This is a genomic window from Pseudomonas mendocina, from assembly GCF_900636545.1.
GTDB classification, from domain to species: Bacteria; Pseudomonadota; Gammaproteobacteria; order Pseudomonadales; family Pseudomonadaceae; genus Aquipseudomonas; species Aquipseudomonas mendocina.
Window position 1 is genome coordinate 3,953,625 of sequence record NZ_LR134290.1, and the last position, 17,931, is coordinate 3,971,555.

General features: G+C 62.2%; 13 protein-coding genes and 1 rRNA gene. 4 read left to right on the forward strand and 10 right to left on the reverse strand.

Translation table 11 applies throughout. The features are described 5' to 3' along the window. The first annotated feature begins 19 nt into the window (after positions 1-19). Positions 20-844 (forward strand): dienelactone hydrolase family protein, encoded by an 825-nt coding sequence (locus tag EL191_RS18400; protein ID WP_041979580.1) that lies wholly within the window; start codon positions 20-22, stop codon positions 842-844. Positions 845-886: 42 nt separating this feature from the next. On the opposite strand, the gene EL191_RS18405 is transcribed toward EL191_RS18400, so the two are convergent. The 6 genes from EL191_RS18405 to EL191_RS18430 form a co-directional block, all read right to left on the reverse strand. Continuing rightward, positions 887-2,131: a saccharopine dehydrogenase family protein gene (locus EL191_RS18405; RefSeq protein ID WP_041979578.1), complete on the reverse strand. Its 1,245-nt coding sequence runs from the start codon at positions 2,129-2,131 to the stop codon at positions 887-889. A 151-nt stretch (positions 2,132-2,282) separates the two neighbouring features. Next, a complete protein-coding gene (locus tag EL191_RS18410; RefSeq protein ID WP_041979577.1) occupies positions 2,283-3,380 on the reverse strand; it encodes a carboxynorspermidine decarboxylase in 1,098 nt (365 codons plus the stop codon). Between the two features lie 261 nt (positions 3,381-3,641). Next, the gene (locus EL191_RS18415) at positions 3,642-5,969 is read right to left on the reverse strand and encodes a DUF6160 family protein (RefSeq protein WP_041979575.1); all 2,328 of its coding nucleotides are present in this window, start codon (positions 5,967-5,969) and stop codon (positions 3,642-3,644) included. An 11-nt stretch (positions 5,970-5,980) separates the two neighbouring features. Beyond that, on the reverse strand, positions 5,981-6,571 hold the full coding sequence (locus tag EL191_RS18420) for a DUF6160 family protein (RefSeq protein WP_041979573.1): 591 nt from the start codon (positions 6,569-6,571) through the stop codon (positions 5,981-5,983). Next, on the reverse strand, positions 6,558-7,613 hold the full coding sequence (locus tag EL191_RS18425; protein ID WP_041979901.1) for a hypothetical protein: 1,056 nt from the start codon (positions 7,611-7,613) through the stop codon (positions 6,558-6,560). The genes EL191_RS18420 and EL191_RS18425 overlap by 14 nt, the downstream gene beginning before the upstream one ends. Positions 7,614-7,615: 2 nt before the next feature. Further along, a complete protein-coding gene (locus EL191_RS18430) occupies positions 7,616-8,644 on the reverse strand; it encodes a hypothetical protein (protein ID WP_041979572.1) in 1,029 nt (342 codons plus the stop codon). Between the two features lie 313 nt (positions 8,645-8,957). On the opposite strand from EL191_RS18430, the gene mksB reads away from it, so the two are divergent. From mksB to mksF, 3 genes are all read left to right on the forward strand, one after another. After that, entirely contained in the window at positions 8,958-10,199 is a 1,242-nt protein-coding gene (mksB, locus tag EL191_RS18435; protein ID WP_041979570.1) for an Mks condensin complex protein MksB, read from the forward strand. Between the two features lie 84 nt (positions 10,200-10,283). Continuing rightward, on the forward strand, positions 10,284-10,976 hold the full coding sequence (mksE, locus tag EL191_RS18440) for an Mks condensin complex protein MksE (protein WP_017362519.1): 693 nt from the start codon (positions 10,284-10,286) through the stop codon (positions 10,974-10,976). Further along, positions 10,973-13,804 carry an Mks condensin complex protein MksF gene (gene mksF / locus EL191_RS18445; protein ID WP_013716943.1) on the forward strand — a complete coding sequence of 944 codons (2,832 nt, stop codon included), beginning with the start codon at positions 10,973-10,975 and terminating at the stop codon, positions 13,802-13,804. Before mksE ends, mksF begins: the two co-directional genes overlap by 4 nt. Positions 13,805-13,932: 128 nt before the next feature. Here mksF and EL191_RS18450 read toward each other — a convergent pair whose 3' ends face one another. The 4 genes from EL191_RS18450 to rrf form a co-directional block, all read right to left on the reverse strand. Continuing rightward, positions 13,933-16,236, reverse strand: coding sequence for a PqiB family protein (locus tag EL191_RS18450; protein WP_013716944.1), 2,304 nt, complete (start codon positions 16,234-16,236; stop codon positions 13,933-13,935). Next, the gene (locus tag EL191_RS18455) at positions 16,229-16,846 is read right to left on the reverse strand and encodes a paraquat-inducible protein A (RefSeq protein WP_041979568.1); all 618 of its coding nucleotides are present in this window, start codon (positions 16,844-16,846) and stop codon (positions 16,229-16,231) included. Before EL191_RS18455 ends, EL191_RS18450 begins: the two co-directional genes overlap by 8 nt. Beyond that, positions 16,833-17,492, reverse strand: a complete 660-nt coding sequence (locus EL191_RS18460) for a paraquat-inducible protein A (RefSeq protein WP_041979900.1) — start codon at positions 17,490-17,492, stop codon at positions 16,833-16,835. The genes EL191_RS18455 and EL191_RS18460 overlap by 14 nt, the downstream gene beginning before the upstream one ends. 197 nt (positions 17,493-17,689) lie before the next feature. Beyond that, positions 17,690-17,805: ribosomal RNA gene (gene rrf, locus EL191_RS18465) — 5S ribosomal RNA — on the reverse strand. Positions 17,806-17,931: the final 126 nt, after the last annotated feature.

Below are 17,931 nucleotides of genomic sequence, written 5' to 3' on the forward strand. Positions count from 1 at the left end.
CATCACAGGAAGCCCGACCATGACATCCAGAAAGCTCGACGAATTCGATCCGCTCGATGATTTCACTCCGCGCACCATCACCCTTGGCGGCATCACCAAGGTGGTGCAAGTCAGCGGCATCGGCCCGGCGGTGATCGTGATGCCAGAGCTGCCAGGCATCAGTCCGTACATGGCGCGTTTTGCCCGCTGGGTGCGCGAGGCCGGCTTCACCGTCTACATGCCTTCGCTGTATGGCCGCGACGGCGATCCCTCCAGCCTGGAGGCCACCCAGGAAGTCTTCCGCAAGATCTGCGTCAGCGCCGAGTTCCACGCCTTCGCCGGCAATGGCTCAAGCCCCGTGACGCAATGGCTGCGCGCCCTGGCACGGCAGGCCCACGCCGAATGCGGCGGCCCGGGCGTGGGCGCGATCGGCATGTGCTTCTCCGGCAACTTCGCCCTGAGCATGATGCTCGAACCGGTCATGCTGGCTCCGGTTCTGACCCAGCCGTCGCTGCCGATCGACGACCCGGCCAGGCTGGAGAGTAGCGACGAGGAGCTCGCCAGGATCAAGGCACGCCTCGACCGCGACGGACTGGATGTGTTGGCCTATCGTTTCGCGGGCGACCGCATCTGCCAGGCACAGCGCTTCGCCGCTTATCAACGTGCGCTGGGCGAGCGCTTCATCGCCCGCGAGTTGCCCGACAACGCGGCCAATCAGGAAGTACCCGAGTTCTTCGAGAAGGTGGTGCAGACGCCGCACAGCGTGGTGACCGTGCACCTGATCGATGAGGCTGGGCAGCCGACCCGCGCCGCACGCGACGAGATTCTCGCCTTCTTCAGACAGAAGCTCGTGAACGGCGCCTAACAGAAAAGACAAGGCCCGCCGATTGGCGGGCCTCGTTCGGGATCAGAGTGCCTGATCCCACGGACGGTCGCCGTGCTCATCCTTGATGCGGGTCGGTAGGCCCATCACGTCCAGCAGCTTGAGGAACGGCTCGGCCGGCAACTCTTCGACGTTGACCATGCGTTTGGCATCCCACTCGCCACGCGCCACCAGCAGCGCAGCGGCGACCGGCGGCACGCCGGCGGTGTAGGAGATGCCCTGGCTATCGGTCTCGGCGAAGGCGTCTTCGTGGTCGGCCACGTTGTAGATGAACAGCTCGCGCGGCTGGCCATCCTTGGTGCCCTTGACCAGGTCGCCGATGCAGGTCTTGCCGGTGTAGCCCGGCGCCAGCGAGGCGGGGTCGGGCAGCACGGCCTTGACCACTTTCAGTGGCACAACTTCAAGGCCTTCAGCGGTCTTGACCGGTTGCTCGGAGAGCAGGCCGAGGTTCTTCAGCACGGTGAAGACGTTGATGTAGTGATCGCCGAAGCTCATCCAGAAGCGGACGTTCGGTACATCGAGGTGCTTGGACAGCGAGTGCACCTCGTCATGGCCGGTCAGGTACAGGTTCTGTTCGCCCACCACCGGCAGATCGTCGGTGCGTTTGACTTCGAACATGCGGTTGCTCACCCACTGGCTGTTCTGCCAGCTGTAGACCGTGCCGGTGAATTCGCGGAAATTGATTTCCGGGTCGAAATTGGTGGCGAAGTACTTGCCGTGCGAACCGGCGTTGACGTCGAGGATGTCGATCGACTCGATCTTGTCGAAGTACTGTTGTTGCGCCAGAGCGGCGTAGGAGTTGACCACACCCGGATCGAAGCCGACGCCGAGGATGGCGGTCACGCCTTTTTCCTGGCATTCGGCCAGGTGCTTCCATTCGTAGTTGCCGTACCACGGCGGGGTTTCACAGATCTTGCTCGGGTCTTCGTGGATGGCGGTGTCCAGATAGGCCACGCCGGTGTCGATGCAGGCACGCAGCACGGACATGTTGAGGAAGGCAGAGCCCACGTTGATGACGATCTGCGACTCGGTTTCGCGGATCAATGCCTTGGTCGCTTCCACGTCCAGGGCGTTCAGCGCATAGGCCTTGATCTCGCCGGGCTGCTTGAGGCCGCCCTTTGCCTGCACGCTGTCGATGATGGCCTGGCATTTGGAGATGTTGCGCGACGCAATTGCAATGCGACCTAACTCGTCATTGTGTTGCGCGCACTTATGGGCCACCACCTTGGCAACACCTCCTGCTCCAATGATCAGAACATTCTTCTTCAATTGTTTCACCTCCAGGGAACTGCGTTGTTGAAAGCGTTTTGATACGTATTTTGGGTGGTGGGCTGAAACCCACCCTACATGACCCGTAGGGTGGGCCGGGCGGCGTTCCGCTTCAGCCCCGTAGGGTGGGCTTTAGCCCACCACCACGAAGTTACGACAGACTGGACAGGTAATCGTCGAACTCGAACTGGCGCACCACCTCGACACTACCGTCGAGTTGTTTCACCACGATGGATGGCATCTTCAGGCCATTGAACCAGTTCTTCTTGACCATGGTGTAGCCGGCCGCATCGACGAACGACAGGCGATCGCCGATCTGCAGCGGCTTGTCGAACTGGTACTCACCGAAGATATCGCCGGCCAGGCAGGATTTGCCGCAGACCATGTAGGTGTGTTCGCCGTCATTCGGCGCCATCTTGGCGTTGAGGCGGTAGATCAGCAGGTCGAGCATGTGCGCTTCGATGGAGCTGTCGACCACCGCCAGGTGCTTGCCGTTGTACAGGGTGTCGAGCACGGTGACTTCCAGCGAGGCACTGAGGGTGATCGCCGCTTCGCCCGGCTCCAGGTACACCTGCACGCCGTACTTCTCGGAGAAAGCCTTCAGACGCGCACAGAAGGCATCGATCGGGTAGCCCTCGCCGGTGAAGTGGATGCCGCCACCGAGGCTGACCCACTCCACCTGAGCAATCAGGTGGCCGAAGCGCTCCTCGATGGTGGTGAGCATCTTGTCGAACAGCTCGAAGCTGCCGTTCTCGCAGTTGTTGTGAAACATGAAGCCGGAAATCTGCCCCATGACCTGCTCGACCTTCGCCGGGTCCCATTCGCCGAGGCGGCTGAACGGGCGCGCAGGGTCGGCCAGCAGGTAATCGGAGCTGCTCACCTGCGGGTTGACGCGCAGGCCGCGGATGGTGCCCTCGGTACGCGCGGCGAAACGCTCGAGCTGGCCGATGGAGTTGAAGATGATCTTGTCGCAGTTGGCGACCATCTCTTCGATCTCGTCGTCGGCCCAGGCCACGCTGTAAGCGTGGGTTTCACCCTCGAACTTCTGTCGCCCCAGTTTCAGCTCATACAGCGAAGACGACGTGGTGCCGTCCATGTACTGCTGCATCAGGTCGAACACCGACCAGGTGGCGAAGCATTTCAGCGCCAGCAGCGCTTTGGCACCGGAGTTCTCGCGCACGTAGGCGATCTTCTCCAGGTTGACCAGAAGCTTCTGTTTGTCGATGAGGTAGTACGGCGTCTGGATCATCTCGTCGCCCCAGCAAGGTCGGCCAATGGAGGGCTTTCAGCCCCCCCCAGAAAAAAGTGGACGCGAATTGTGCCGATAACCGGCGCATATCGAAAGGGCATTGGAGATTTTTTGTACAACCGGTGATGACCGGAGACTGGCCCCGCCAGCACGCAGACCTTAAGACAGGGCGGTTACAGCGGTATGACGGAGCATGACGGTTGGATGCGAGAACACCTGTGGGAGGGGCTTTAGCCGCGACGCTCGCAGCCCTCTGGTCAGTCAGTTGATCGGCGTGGCGGTCAGGTTGGCGCGAATATCGGCATTCTGCAGTTTCATGCCATACATGGAGGTAACCGCCCCGCCCGTGGGATGCACGTTCTGGATGCGGTCAATGTTGATTTCCTTGAAGTGCACCCGGCCATTGACGGCGAACCCCAGCGGGTCGGGCGACACTGGCGGACAACCGCTGGCGCCCTTGTTGCAGACCTTGGTCGGCGCCACATCCAGGTTGAGATCGACGCGCACGCCATAGGTGTTGGCATTGGCATCGCTCGGATTGCCATCGGACGTGTAAAAGTTATCCACCACCAGTTGCGCCCCGGTGCCGTTGACGCCACCCACCCGATCCGTCTCGATGATCAGCTGGTTACGCTTCTCGCTGGTCGACACGCTGCTCGCTGGGTTGCCCGAGGTATCGCGCACGAAAACATTCTTCAGCCCTGCGGTCAGCCCTTCGTTGCCACGGTCCTCCCAGCGCCCACCGCTGGCGGTACAGGCCGATACGCTGGCGCCACTGCCACCGACGCACAACGCGCCCGCACCGCCGGAGCTGAGACTGAGCGTGGAACCCTGCTCGTAACGACGCAGCACGACACGGCCCAGGCTCTGCCCCGTGCTGCGATCACCCCAACGTACATCGTGCACATCCAGGGTCGACCAGTAGGTGCCCTTGCTCAACTGCACGCCATTCTGGGTCACGTCCAGCGAACCATCACGAAAGTGCATGTCGTAGCGGGTGCCGGCCAGCCACAGGCCCTTGCCGGCCTCGTCGACGGTGATCGCGGCATTGGCATCGGTGACGACGAAGTCGGCGTTGTAGCGCACGCCATCGCCGCTCGCCCCACCGGGACGCAGGGTCAGTTGGCCGTTGAGGGTGAAATCGTAGGCCGGGAAGATTTCCAGCAGCACCAGCAACTCGGTACCACCCTGCAGCGGCGCATCGGCGCGACCGACGCGCAAGCCATCGAAGCTGTAACTACCCTTGACGTTGTTCAGGCCCAGGCGCAGGCCATCGAAATGGCCGTCATAACCGCTGCTGCCGGGCTGGGTATTGGCACTACCGGCGTAGCAACCAGCACTGCTACCGCCCACGCAGCTCTTGGTCAGATCGACTGTCAGTTGGCCGCTGCCATGAGTACGCAGGCCACTGAACCACATACTGTTGCCATTATCGGTGAGCGAGACCGAACTGCTGACCATGTTCCATGACACATCTGCAGTGATGCCCTTGAGCCCGGAATTGGGATCGCCGCCAGGGCGCAGCTTGAACCAGTTCTGCCGTGCGCCCTGATCCTGGAAATTGAGATCCAGCGCCAGACTGCCGATCTTCTGATTGTTGGGATCGCCGATGATCAGGCCGCCGAGGCTGGCGTTGAGTTTGAGATCCTGAAAAGCCAACTGGGCGTAACGCCCACTGCCGTCCTCGTCGAGGTCGAGCGTGATGCCATTCTGGCTGCTGAGCACGCCGGCGAAGTTCTCGGCGCGCAGCACGCCGTCGTCCTTGTACTGGAACAGGCTGTTGGCGAAGGTGATCTGCGGAATCAGACGCAACCCCTGACCGCTGGCGCCCCCGCCGGCGATACGAATGCTGCCGCCAAGGCGCAGATCCATGTCCAGCTGACCGAAACTGCGCGCATGGTCGGGGTGCCGTGTATCCGGCGCACCGGGCGTTACGGCGACGCCGGCCACGGGATCACCGTGCGCCAGATCCAGCCCGATACCGCCGATATGCGCGACGAAGCGCGTATCGCCCAGGTCGAGACGCACCGCCGAGCCATTGCCGCCGCTGACGATATCCAGGTAGGCGTTGTTCAGATAGGCATCGAACGAGGCATTGCGCACGATCAGATCGAAACCGTTGTCACGGTAATAGAAGGTCACTGCATCCAGGCTCAGCCGGCTGCCATCGACGCTGAAGCCGGCCACGCCACTGGCGCCACCACCGCTGAGCTTGAGGCTGGCGCCGAGGGTGTAGAACGCGCGAAAGGCCCCAAAACTCTTGTCGCTGCCGGCAAAACCGATGTTGTTCACCACCAGCTCGGTCGGACGCCCCTGATGCTCGACATGCAGGCGATCATCGATCACGTCGATCTTCGTGGTGGAAACGCTGCCGGCCTGCTGCGGCCGACTGGACACACCCTCGAGGCGCAGGCTCTGGCCGTCCTCACGGTATTCGAGGCTCTCTGCCGACCAGCCACCACCGGCGGTTTCGATGCTGATACCGCCACGGCCAGTGACATTGGCTAGGCCGTCGTCATCCAGCGCCTGCATGGCCCAGACCGGTGAGCTGCCGAGAACGAGCGCCGCAAGCCATCCGTAACGCTGCATGATTCGCTTCCTCAGTTCGTGGGAAACACCAGCACGCTGCCTTGCATGCGGATGCTGCCGTCGATCTTGGCCGAGAAGATGTTGGTCTGCTGATAGCTCGGGGCGCCGCCATTGGCTGCGCTCAGCGCCTTGTTCTTCCAGCCACCCTGACTGGCCACGCCGAAGGAGAAGTTGCCGTCCTTGAAGCGGATCTCGTTGGGCAATCCCAGCGCCAGCACCTCGCGCTCGCCACTGGCGCTGGTAAGCGTGCGGGTATCCAGGGTCAGGCCTTCGAAACTGAAGATGCCTTTGAGGTTGTCCAGCACGTACCAGCCTGAGTTGGCGCCGGAGCGCACGGCCACACGCATGCCGCAGCTTTCCGGACTGGCCGCACCGGCCAGGGCGCAGCTGCGCTGGTTGGCCGTCCACTGCGCCGGATTGTTGGTCGTCGGCGTCTCCCAGAGCACGCCACCGTTCTTGTTGATGCTGAATTCACCGGAGAGATAAACCCCGCCCTGCCCGCTCATCTCGCTGAGGGTGCTGTCGTCCAGCGCCTGCATCTCCGCCAGCGTCAGCGCCGGCAGCAGCGACAACAGAACGACTACTGCTTTAGCGCAGGTCATAGCTGGTCACCTTCAGGTAGTTGAAGCTAAGCCCGGAAATCTCGTTGCGGCCGAAGTTGTAGCCACCAGTGGGAATGGCGGTTGGGCTACTGCGCGCACCGCCAACGGTCAGGTTCTCGAACACCAGATTGGTGCGCGGCGCGTTGGCGTAGAAGTCACTGGCCAGGGCCTGGCGTTGCGCCGCCGTGGTACCGCTCGCAGTGGGATTCTGCAGCTCCAGGACGAACTGGCCGTCGGCGCTGGAGCGCAAACGCAGCGGCTGCGACTTGCCGTAACCCAGGGCAATATTGGCGTAGCCATTGGTGATGTAGAGCGTGCGCGCCCCACGCTGCGCAGCCGTTTCACCAGCCGTATTGCAGTTAGCCTGGGCGCAGGACATCACTTCCAGCGTCTTGGCGAAGAGGTTGATCCGTGCCTCTCCCACCAGCTCACCGTTGCCATTCTGCCCAGGGTCGCCCCACAGGCGCAGGTAGGAGCCGTCCATCACCAGTTGGTGGAAGTCCAGCGCGAGCATCTCGGTACGCCCGGCCGCCACCTGGAAGTCGAAACGCACGCCGAGATCGGCGCGACCACTGGCGCCGGTAGAACAGTTCGAACCGGCCGTCGCATAGCCATCGATACAGGGATTGCCACCAGCGACCAGGCGCTCGGGAAACTTGAACGACAGCACGGTGATGTTGTTCGGGGTGGTCTGTACCCATTGCCCATCGTCGCGCAGAGTGCGCAGCTCCTCGCCCTTGGCCAGTTCCAGTTCGAACGGATGGTCGAGACTGCCGATGGTTACCGGGTTGAGGTTGGTGCCCTTGTTGCTGCCGGCTGCACCCAGGTAGAGGTTCTTCACCGAGATGGGCACGTTGCGCCCCTGGCCGTCGGTGATGTCGTTGATCACGATCTGCGCGCCGGAACCGTCGAGCAGCACCTGGTCGAGCACGAAGCCCAGGCCTGCGCCCTGCACGTCGGACAACTCGGCATCGCTCAGAGGCTCCATGGCCCCGGCCATGGTGGCCGGCAGTACGGCCGCCAGCAGCAGGTAGCGGTTCATGCTCAGCACCCCGCGGTAGCCGTGCCGAGGCAGGTGTCCTGCCGGGGGATACCGTTGAACGCCTGGTTGAAGTCGATGTTGATCGGCGACACCAGGTTGCCATTGGCGTCACGGTATTTGGGCAGGTTCAGGAACGCCCCCTGCAGCGCCGTGATGAAGGCGTTGCTGTCCATGTCGCGCCAGGCCACGTCCTGGGTCTGCAGGGAGATGAAGAACCCCTTGGCCGCGTTCTGCATGTTCGACATATCGCTGGTATTGCCCACCGGTAGCGACTGGAACTGGGACAGATTGAAGCAGGTCTGGATACCCAGAATGCTGCAGTTGCTCGAGGCGAACGCGCCAAGCAGCGCATCAGTCCAGCCTCCCGCGCATCCAGATGTGCAGTTCAGTCCGTCACCGTTCTTGATACCGGACATGGTGCCCCTGACCGGGTCACTCACGCCCCCGGAGTTGACCAGCGTCGCATCGGCCTCAACGATGCTGCTGCGGTACACGCCAGCCAAGAACAACGCACTCTGCTGCAGGAAGTTCGACTTGTTGTAGATGGCGTCGCCGGTGCCCTTGATATGCACGGGGATGTTGCCGGTCAGGCTTTGGATATCACCAGACAGCACGCCTTTCGCCTCACCGAAGCCGATACGCACACCAACCACACGATTGCCGTCATAGGCCAGCTCCAGGAAGGGATTGGTGATCTTGAAGGGGTTGATGGTGTCGTTAGGACCCACCGTCCCCAGCGCGAAATTGTTGATCAGGATGTCGGAGGAGCCCGCCGCCTCGCCGGCCCGGTTGTACTGACCAAGCTGCAGCTTCTTGATATTCAGCTGTGTATCGACATTCACCCCGAAGTTGACCCGGGTGTAGTTGATGCCGGCGTTATTGTCGGTGGTCAGGTTGATAAAGGCCTGCCCGGTGATATCCGACAGTTCGCCGTCCTCCAGTTCGACCATCCTGGCCTGGACCGGGCCGCCCAAGGCCACGGCGCATACCAATGCCAGAGCATGTTTGGCGAAGCGAAAGGACTGGCGCATGGCGAAACCCCTGTTCTTATAGTGGTGTCGAGCACTCCGACTCGATTCCTTATGGCCACTATAGGGAGATCAGCACCCAGAACGGCCCGACCCATAGTCGAGAAAGAGCCACTGCAACACCGCCATCCTGCTCACGGAGGCGAGCCCGGTGTTACCGGCCGCCACAATGACGTAACACCGTTTCGTCCATATCTGAAAAGGCCTCGCAGCCTCGTATATCGACTTGCCTGCCTCTGATCGACTGGAACTCAAAACAGGCCCCCTCCTTGCAGTACAATCACTCCTTTTCACTTGCCTGGAACCCGGCGCCTCGATGATCGATCCCAAGCGCGTGTTGCGCGCCCTCGCCGAACACTGGACGTTGCTCGAACCGCTTTGCGAGCGTTTCGACGCTGGCACCCTGAGCCTGGTCGAGCTGCGCAGCCAGCTCGCCACGCAGTTGCCCGACGCCACGCCCAGCGACACCACCGCCCTGCTCGACACCTGGATTCGCCTGGACATCCTGGTACCAGTGGCCAAGAGCCCCAACCGTTTCGAGCTCAACGCGCAGATCCACGATTTTCTCGCCTACCTGCGCCGCGAACACCGCCTCGGCCTTTGCCTAGAGATCGAAGCCTACCTGCGCCACTTGGAGCGCCTGGCCGGCTACATCCAGGATGCCTTCGAAGTGCGCGACGCCAACGACCTGGCGCGCCAGCTACGCCTGCTCGATATGCGCGTACGCGACGTGCTGAAGAAACTGGCCAACGACGAACAGGCACTGGTTGGCGTGGCCGACCGCGCCAAGACCTCGGATCGGCAGATTCCCCTGCGCCAACGCTACGCCGAGGTGCTCGCTACCTGGGACGAATACGTCGAGCCGATGATCCAACTGGTCGCCGCTGACGGCGCCTTCGAGCAGGGCGTGCGCCGCGTCGAACAGGTGCTGCTGCGCCTGCTCGGTGATCAACAGCGCCTCGGCCAACTGGTCGACGACGACCTGCTGCTGCGTACCCACGCGCGCATCCTGGAAATGCAGACCACCGCCCAGTTGACCCTGCGCAAGGCGCGCGAGCTGCTGCTGCCGCTGCGCGAGGAAGCCCGTCGGCATAACGCCGTGACCCGTGGCGCCGCACTGGCGCTGTCGGTGATCCGCAAGAAGGGCATCGACGCCGTACCGCAGGCGGCCATGCCACTGTTCACCCGGCCGCAGAGCAACTTCCTCGGCAGCGCCAGCCAGGTCGAGGCCTACGTTTATGCACTGGCCCGGTTCGAAGCCAAGCCGGCGCACTTCCCCAAGGCCAGCAACAGCCGCAAGGGCGGCGCGCCCAAGGCACCGAAGACCGCGCGGGAAATGATCGAGCGCTGCGAACAGGCCCTGCCACTGCCGGATCTGATGACCTGGCTGCTGGAGCAGGAGCCGGAAGGCGCCACCGACGAGCTGCTCTACTGGTTCTCACGCCTGTCGCGCGAATCGCGCTTCCAGCGTGAACGCCTGGAGCGCCGCCAATACCTGACCCGCGACCATGAGGTCAGCCTTGCCTCCTTTGCCCTGGTAGGCCAGCCCAATGGCTGAGCTGCCCGTAGGGTGCGCTGTGCGCACCGCAACCGACGACAGGGTGCGCACAGCGCACCCTACGACTGCCCGTGAGCATTGCGTATGAACATCGATCTAAAAGAAATGACCCAGCTCGCGGCCGCTTTCCGCGACCTGTTCAAGGGCTACCACATCTCGCGCAGCGAGCCGGAATGCTACGCCCAGCTATCCAGCATGCAGGATCAGTATCGCGCGCTGTTCCGCGCTTTAGGCTTCGAGCTGGTGTGCGACCCGCGCGGCTTCTACTACTTCGTGCCCGAGCAGGTCGCGCCGCAGGTAAACAAGACCGCCCAACGCCTAGCGCTGTTCACCTTCATCCTCGTCGAGCACCTGGCCGACCAGGGCCGCGACCCGCTCTCCGTGCTCGACGGTGGCAGCATCGGCCGTGACGAGCTGCCGGCGCTGCTGGAGAAGTACCGCGACCTGTTCCTGCAGGCCGAAGTGACCACCTTCGAGGAGCTGGAAGACAAGATCATCCGCCGTCTCGTGCAGCTTGGTTTCGCCGAGGACAGCAACGGCGTGTACCGCTTCCTGCCGCCGATGCACCGTTTCCTCGACGTCTGCCTGTCGGTGCAACACGACCGCGACCTGGCTGCTAGCCTGCACAGCAGCGACCTGCCGTTGCCGGCGCCGGTGCTGCTGGACGATGACGGCGACGCCGATCCGCTCGAAGCCGTGGACATCGAAGAATCCGAGGAAGATGCCCTGGCCCGCGCCATGGCCGAAGAACGCGCCGCACAGGAGATGGACGCATGAGCCAGGAACGCTACGGCATCCGCCGCTTCGCCCTGCTGAACACTGCCGGCTACAGCCTCGGCCTGTTCCCACTGGAAAACCCGCTGTCGGTCTACGGCGCCAACAACCTGGGCAAATCCGCCTCGATCAACGCCCTGCAGTTCCCCATCCTGGCGCGCATGTCGGACATGAGCTTCGGCAAGTACAGCCTGGAAGCCTCGCGCAAGTTCTACTTCGCCAGCGACACCAGCTACATCCTCGTCGAAGTCGCCCTGCCCCACGGCCCACACGTGATCGGCGTGGCTGGTCGCGGCCCAGGTGGCGGTTTCGGCCACCAGTTCTTCGCCTACGCCGGCGAGCTGGATCTGGAGCACTATCAGCAAAACGGCACCTGCCTGCGTCAGCGCGAACTGTTCAAGAACCTCGGCCAGGCCGGCATCACTGCCTACGAACTGAAGCCCGACGAACTGCGTCGCCTGCTGGTCGGCGGCCACACCAGTATCCCGCTGGATCTGACCCTGATCCCGCTGCGCTCGACCAGCGAGCAGAGCCTGAAGACCTTCCGCGCGCTGTTCATCAATCTGCTGCACATGCGTGAAATCACTGCGGCCAAGCTCAAGCAGCTGTTCCTTGATGCCTTCGAGCACAGCCTGCGCTCGGGCAGCGTCGACTACATCGCCGCCACCGAGGAAGCCTTCCGCGACGTGCGCCGCATGGAGCAGGACTACCAGGCCCTGGTCACTGCCGGCCCGCTGATCGAGGCACTGGCTTCGGGCGTAGCCCAGCGCGAAGTGCTGCGCGGCAAGCTGCATCGCCTGTCGCCGCTGCTCGACAACCTGCTCGGCACCTGGCACGACTACGCCGATGCACGCAAGGAAGAGCTGGTGATCCAGGCCGAGCACTACAAGAACGAGCAGGACGGCTTGCAGAACGAGCAACGCGGCGGCACCGCCGAGCTGATGCGCCTGGAGCGCGAGATCAGCGAGATTCAGCGCTGGCTGGGCGAACTATCGGTGCTGAAGAACCGCTTCGCCCTGGTGGAAAACGCCAAGGTGCTGGAGGAGCAACTGCTCGCCGCCAAGGATGCCCACGACGAACTGGCCGGCGCCCTGGCGCAGTCGCGGCAGTTCTCCAGCGAAGACCTGGACGAGCGCCTGCGTGATCTGGAAAAACGCCTCAAGTCGGTCAAGCAGCAGCTCGATCACGCCGACAACAACAGCTACTCGCGCCTGCGCGAGGAGTTCAGCCAACAGGACGTCGACCGCCTGATGCGCCTGTTCAACGGCCAGCTGTTCAGCCTGCCGCTGGGCGAGAAAGGTATCCAGGCCGAGGGCGACGACTGGGTCAAGGCGGTCGAAGCGGTGCTGGATCGCTTCAAGGGCGATACCTTCGCCGTACCGGGCCTGTCCATCGACCTCAGCCATATCGAACCTCCGGCGCTTCAGGCACTAGCCGACCGCGCCGCCCTGCGTGACCAGAAGGATCGCCTGGAGCGCGAGCTCAAGCAGCTCAAGACCCAGCAGTCGGTGGCCGCCGACCGCGCCGCCAGCAAGGCCCAGGCCGAAACGCTGTACCAGGCCGTGCTGGACGCGCAGAAAGCGCTGGAAGACTTCCGCAAGAGCCAGACCCTGGCCGCCGAGGAACCGCAGAAACTGGAGCGTCTGGCCGAACTGGAAGGCGCCCAGGACGAACTCAAGCGTGCCAGCGATGCCTTCGCCGAGCGTGTGCAGCAACTGTCCGCCAAGCTGCAACTGGTCGGCCGTCAACTGGCCGATCTGGAAGCCAAGGAACGCACCCTGGAAGATGCCCTGCGTCGTCGCCAATTGCTGCCTGCCGACCTGCCTTTCGGCACACCGTTCATGGAGCCGGTGGATGACTCGCTGGACAATCTGCTGCCGCTACTGAACGACTATCAGGACACCTGGCAGGCGCTGCAGCGCATCGACAACCAGATCGAAGCGCTCTACGCCCAGGTACGCCTGAAAGGGGTGGCCAAGTTCGACAGCGAAGACGATGTCGAGCGCCGCCTGCAACTCTTGGTCAACGCCTACGCCCATCGCCAGGATGAGGCGCTTACCCTAGCCAAAGCGCGCCGCGCGGCGGTCACCGATATCGCCCGTACCCTGCGCAATATCCGCAGCGACTACGACAACCTGGAACACCAGTTGGCGCTGTTCAACCGCGAGATCAACAAGCGCCAGGTGTCCAACCTGCAGAGCTTCCGCATCGTCCTGGCACCGAACAAGGAAGCCCTGCGGCATATCGACCAGATCATCCACAGCGCCGGCCAGTACGAGGAAGGCGAAACCCTGTCGGTGTTCGACCTGTCGCAATCGGCTGAGCAGGACGCCAAGAACGAGGAAGCCAAGGACTACCTGTCGCGCCTGGTCGCCGCCAACGGCAACCAGCTGGGCCTGAAGGATCTGTTCGAACTGGCCTTCGAGATCACCAAGGTACATGGCCAGCCGGTGATTCACACCGATATCGATGGCGCGGCCTCCAACGGCACCACCATGACCATCAAGGCGCTGACCAACATGTACCTGCTGCTGCATCTGATGGATCGCGAGCAGGCCGGGCGCGTGCGTCTGCCTTACTACCTCGACGAGGCGGCGGACATCGACGAACGCAACCAGCAGGCCCTGATCGAGACCAGCCTGCAGCTTGGCTTCGTGCCGATCCTGGCCTCGGTCAAGCCACAGGTCTCGGCTCACGTGGCCATCGATCTGGAGGGTGGCAGCGGCCCCAACGGCATCTATATCGACGAGGCGGACTGGAAATTCATCAAGCCGCGCGAAAGTGCCAAGGCGCAGGCGGCTCAGCAGGAAGAAGCCACCGAGCCCGCCTGACTCGTCGCGGCTAAAGCCCCTCCCACGGTACCGGATGCAACTGTAGGAGGGGCTTTAGCCGCGAGCCTTTATAGCCGCAAAAATGAAAGGGGCCGCTCACTGCGGCCCCTTTCATTTCTATGATTGTCTCACTGCTCCAGCACGATCTTCGGCGCCCATTGCATCCAGGCTTCCTGCGGCTCGTCGAACAAGGCAAACGTCTGCCCCGGCTGAGCCGGCCCGCCCATTTCCGGATTGTTCGGCGTGGCAAAAGCAATACCGCCTTCGAGCAACGCCTCCAGCGATTCGGTACGAACCTTGACGCCCTTGAACAGCCCGGCATCCACGCCGATGCCACTGGCATTCCAGAAGCGGCTGCCCGAGCGCACCAACGGCGCATAGCGTGGCTCGATCAGCACATGGATCAGCACACGATCCGAGGTCGGCCCCAGCCCGAAATCCACCACTTTGCCCACCGGCACCTCACGGTAGCTGACGATCACCCCCGGCTTGATCGAACCACGCCGCGGGGCGCTCAGCACCAGTCGTAAACCTTCTTCGCGCACAGCCTGATTCGGGGCGCTGGCCAGCGCGGTGAACTCGCTACGGCGTGGCCCCTTCAGGCCAGCAGGCTGCACCTCCAGATATTGGCCGCTGACTAGCGTGCCGAGATTCGCTGCACGGGTCAGACTCAACTCCGGCTTCACCACCCAGAATTGCGTACCCTCGCGGGCAATCTGCTCGGTGGCCTGAGTAATGCGCACATTCAGGATCACCGCCTGCAGGTCATCGGTCAGGCTCAGGTTCTCCACCTTGCCGACCTCCAGGCCCTTGTAGCGCACGAGCGTACCTGGTTGCAGACCGTCGCCGTCACTGACGCGAATACTGATCTGCTGCCCCAGTTGCAAGGCGCTTTCACGATCCGCGTGCAGCGCAAAGCGCTGCACCTGGCGGTTCGATCTGGTGGCCTGTAGATCCGGTGTCTCGAAAGCGATACCACCGGCCAGTAAGGTCTGCAGCGACTCGCTCTTGACCTCGACACCCGATAACCCGCCCTTGAGGGTGATGCCGCTGGCATTCCAGAACCGTGTAGAGGTATTCACCAGGTGCACGTAGTCCGGCTCGATATGCACCCCTAGTACGACCTGGCTGTTGTCGCGGCCCAGCTGGTAACTCTGCACCGAGCCCACCTTGATCTGGCGATAGAGCACCGGGCTGCCAACCTCGATAGAGCCTAACTGATCGGTAAACAGCACCAGATGCAAGCCCGGCGCGCCCAGGTCCAAAGGCGGGGCCTTGCTGCGTGCGACGAAGTTGCGCGCTGGCGGCTTGCCCTTCTCACCCGGCCGCACAGCGATGTAGTTACCCTTGACCAAGGCTTCTAGGCCGGTGATGCCGGCCAGGGAAATGGACGGCTTGACCACCCAGAACTCCGATCCTTCGACCAGATACTCCTCGGCCAAGGGGTTGATGGTTAGCTCGGCAGTAGCGCTGTTGAGGTCACGATCGACCTTCATGGTTTTCAGCGAGCCGACCTGGATACCCTTGTACATCACGGGCGTACGGCCTTCCTGCAGCCCCTCGAAATCGGTCAGCGTTACCACGACCTTGATCCCGGCCTGGGCTTCGTCGTAATCCTCGTAAAGGCGGAACGGCAGCGACGGGTCGGTGGGCGGGCTGTCCTTGCGGTGCTCGGGCGTTGCGAAGGCAATGCCGCCGGCGACGATACTGGCTAGCGACTCGCTGCGTAGCTTGAACCCCGACAGGTCAGCATCGACACTGATGCCACTGGCATTCCAGAAACGCGTATGTTTGCGCACCAGGTTGGCATAGGCCGGCTCGATGAACACCTTCACTTCGACCGTGCTCTGGTCCTCTCCCAAGGTGTAGCTCTTCACCCGGCCAACCTGAATCTGCCGATAGAATACCGGGCTATCACGGTTGAGCGAGCCAAGCCGCTCTGCCTTCAGCGTCAGGTGCAATCCGGGTACGTCATCGCCCATCGGTGGCTCATGAGCCAATGCGGTAAAGCTCTTGCTCGGCTCGCCGTCGCCCGGGCTGAAGGTGATGTAGTTGCCTGAGACCAGCGTCTCCAGACCACTGATCCCCGCCAGGCTGACATTCGGTTTGACCAGCCAGAAACGTGTGCCGCTGCGCAGGTACTGCTCGAGCTCCTGGTTCACTTCCAGCTTCGCCACGACGCCGCGGTTCTTCTCGCTATCATCGAGGCTGATGGCCGTGACCTTGCCCACCGCCATGCCCTTGTACATCAGCTCGGTCTTGCCGGCCTGGATACCCTCACCGCTGGCGAAGATCAGTTCGACTTGGATACCTGCGTCGCTATAGGCACGCCAGGCCAGCCAGCCACCGATCATCAAGGCGATCAGAGGCAACACCCAGATAGCTGACCAGTTCGAAGCAGGGCGCGTCTTGGCCAGAGGCAGGTCAGTCATGGTCGGTTTCCGTGTTGTCCCAAATAAGGCGAGGGTCGAAAGTCAGGGCTGCCAGCATGGTTAGGATTACCACACTGGCAAAGGCCGCGGCGCCGACGCCAGCTTCGATACTGGCCAGGCTGCCAAAATTCACCAGCGCCACCAAAATTGCGATGACGAAGATGTCGAGCATCGACCAGCGGCCGATCCACTCGATGAAGCGATACATGAGAATACGCTGGCGAGCGGACATTGGCTGATGCCGCTGCACCGAATAGAGCAATAGAGCGATGCCAACCAGCTTGAACGTGGGCACCAGGATACTGGCGATAAACACCACCGCCGCAATCGGCAGCATCCCCAGATGAACGAGCTCCACCACACCGCCCATGATGGTCGCCGGCGCGCCTTTGCCCAAACTGTTGACGGTCATGATCGGCAGCAGGTTGGCCGGGATATAGAGAATCGCCGACGTCAGCAGCAAGGCCCAGGTGCGTACCAGGCTGTTGGGGCGACGTGCATGCACCTGACCACCACAGCGGCAGCAGTACTGGTGCCTGGCACCCTCCTCGAGCGGATTGATCTGGTGGCACTCATGGCAGACCAGTAGTCCGGCATCAATCGCCCGCATGGATATCCTCCCCGGACAGCGCTTCCCAAATCTGATGCGGAGACATGGTCACTTCAAGCCACACCTGCACCAGAAGCAATGCGATGAAGCAGAACAACCCCAAGCCCAGGCTCAGGTCAGCTAGGTCCATCAACTTCACCATGGCAACCAGAATGCCCATCAGATAGACCTCGAGCATCCCCCACTCGCGCATGTGGTGATAGATCCGGTAAAGCAACAGACCGTAGCTACGCCCGAAGTCGAGGCGGATGCTCAACAGAACCAGCAACTGACACAGCAGCTTGAGCAGCGGCACGGCCATGCTGCAAAGGAACACCACCACTGCAATGCCTTGCATGCCGCTCTCATACAGACCTAGCACACCACTCCAGACAGTGTCCTGCGAGGTTTGGCCCAACAGATTGAGCTGCATGATCGGCAGGAAGTTTGCCGGGATATAGAGCAGTAGAGCCGTTAATACCAGAGCCAGGCTACGCCGTACTACATGATGACGGTGGCTGAACAACTCATAACCACAACGAGGGCACTCGGCACTTTCACCATCCTGCAGCATCGGCTTGCGCATCAATAGATCGCACTCATGACAGGCGACTAACTGCTCAATCGGCAAGGAAGATAAGGAAGATTCGGAGGGCGAGCCAGACATGAAAGTCCCCAGCGGAATTCGCCGCATTCTACCCGAGCGCCACCTGACACCGACATACCGTGCGCACCACGATAACCCCCGTGTTGGTCGGTGCGCACAGCGCACCCTACGCGCCTGCAGGAACGACCTCTGGCTAATTTTCCGCGCGCTAAAGAAGAAACCCCAGACCGCTAGGCGATCTGGGGTTTCGTATAGGAGCTTGACGATGACCTACTCTCACATGGTGAAGCACCACACTACCATCGGCGATGCGTCGTTTCACTACTGAGTTCGGGATGGGATCAGGTGGTTCCAACGCTCTATGGTCGTCAAGCAATTCGGTTGGGATCTCGCGGTTAGGCGCTATCCCTTGGATACGTGATAGATGATTTGTAGTTCTTGCAAATTTTCGGCTTTCTGTCGACTTCACCATCGACACCCTCTGTCTCCGGCCTATGCC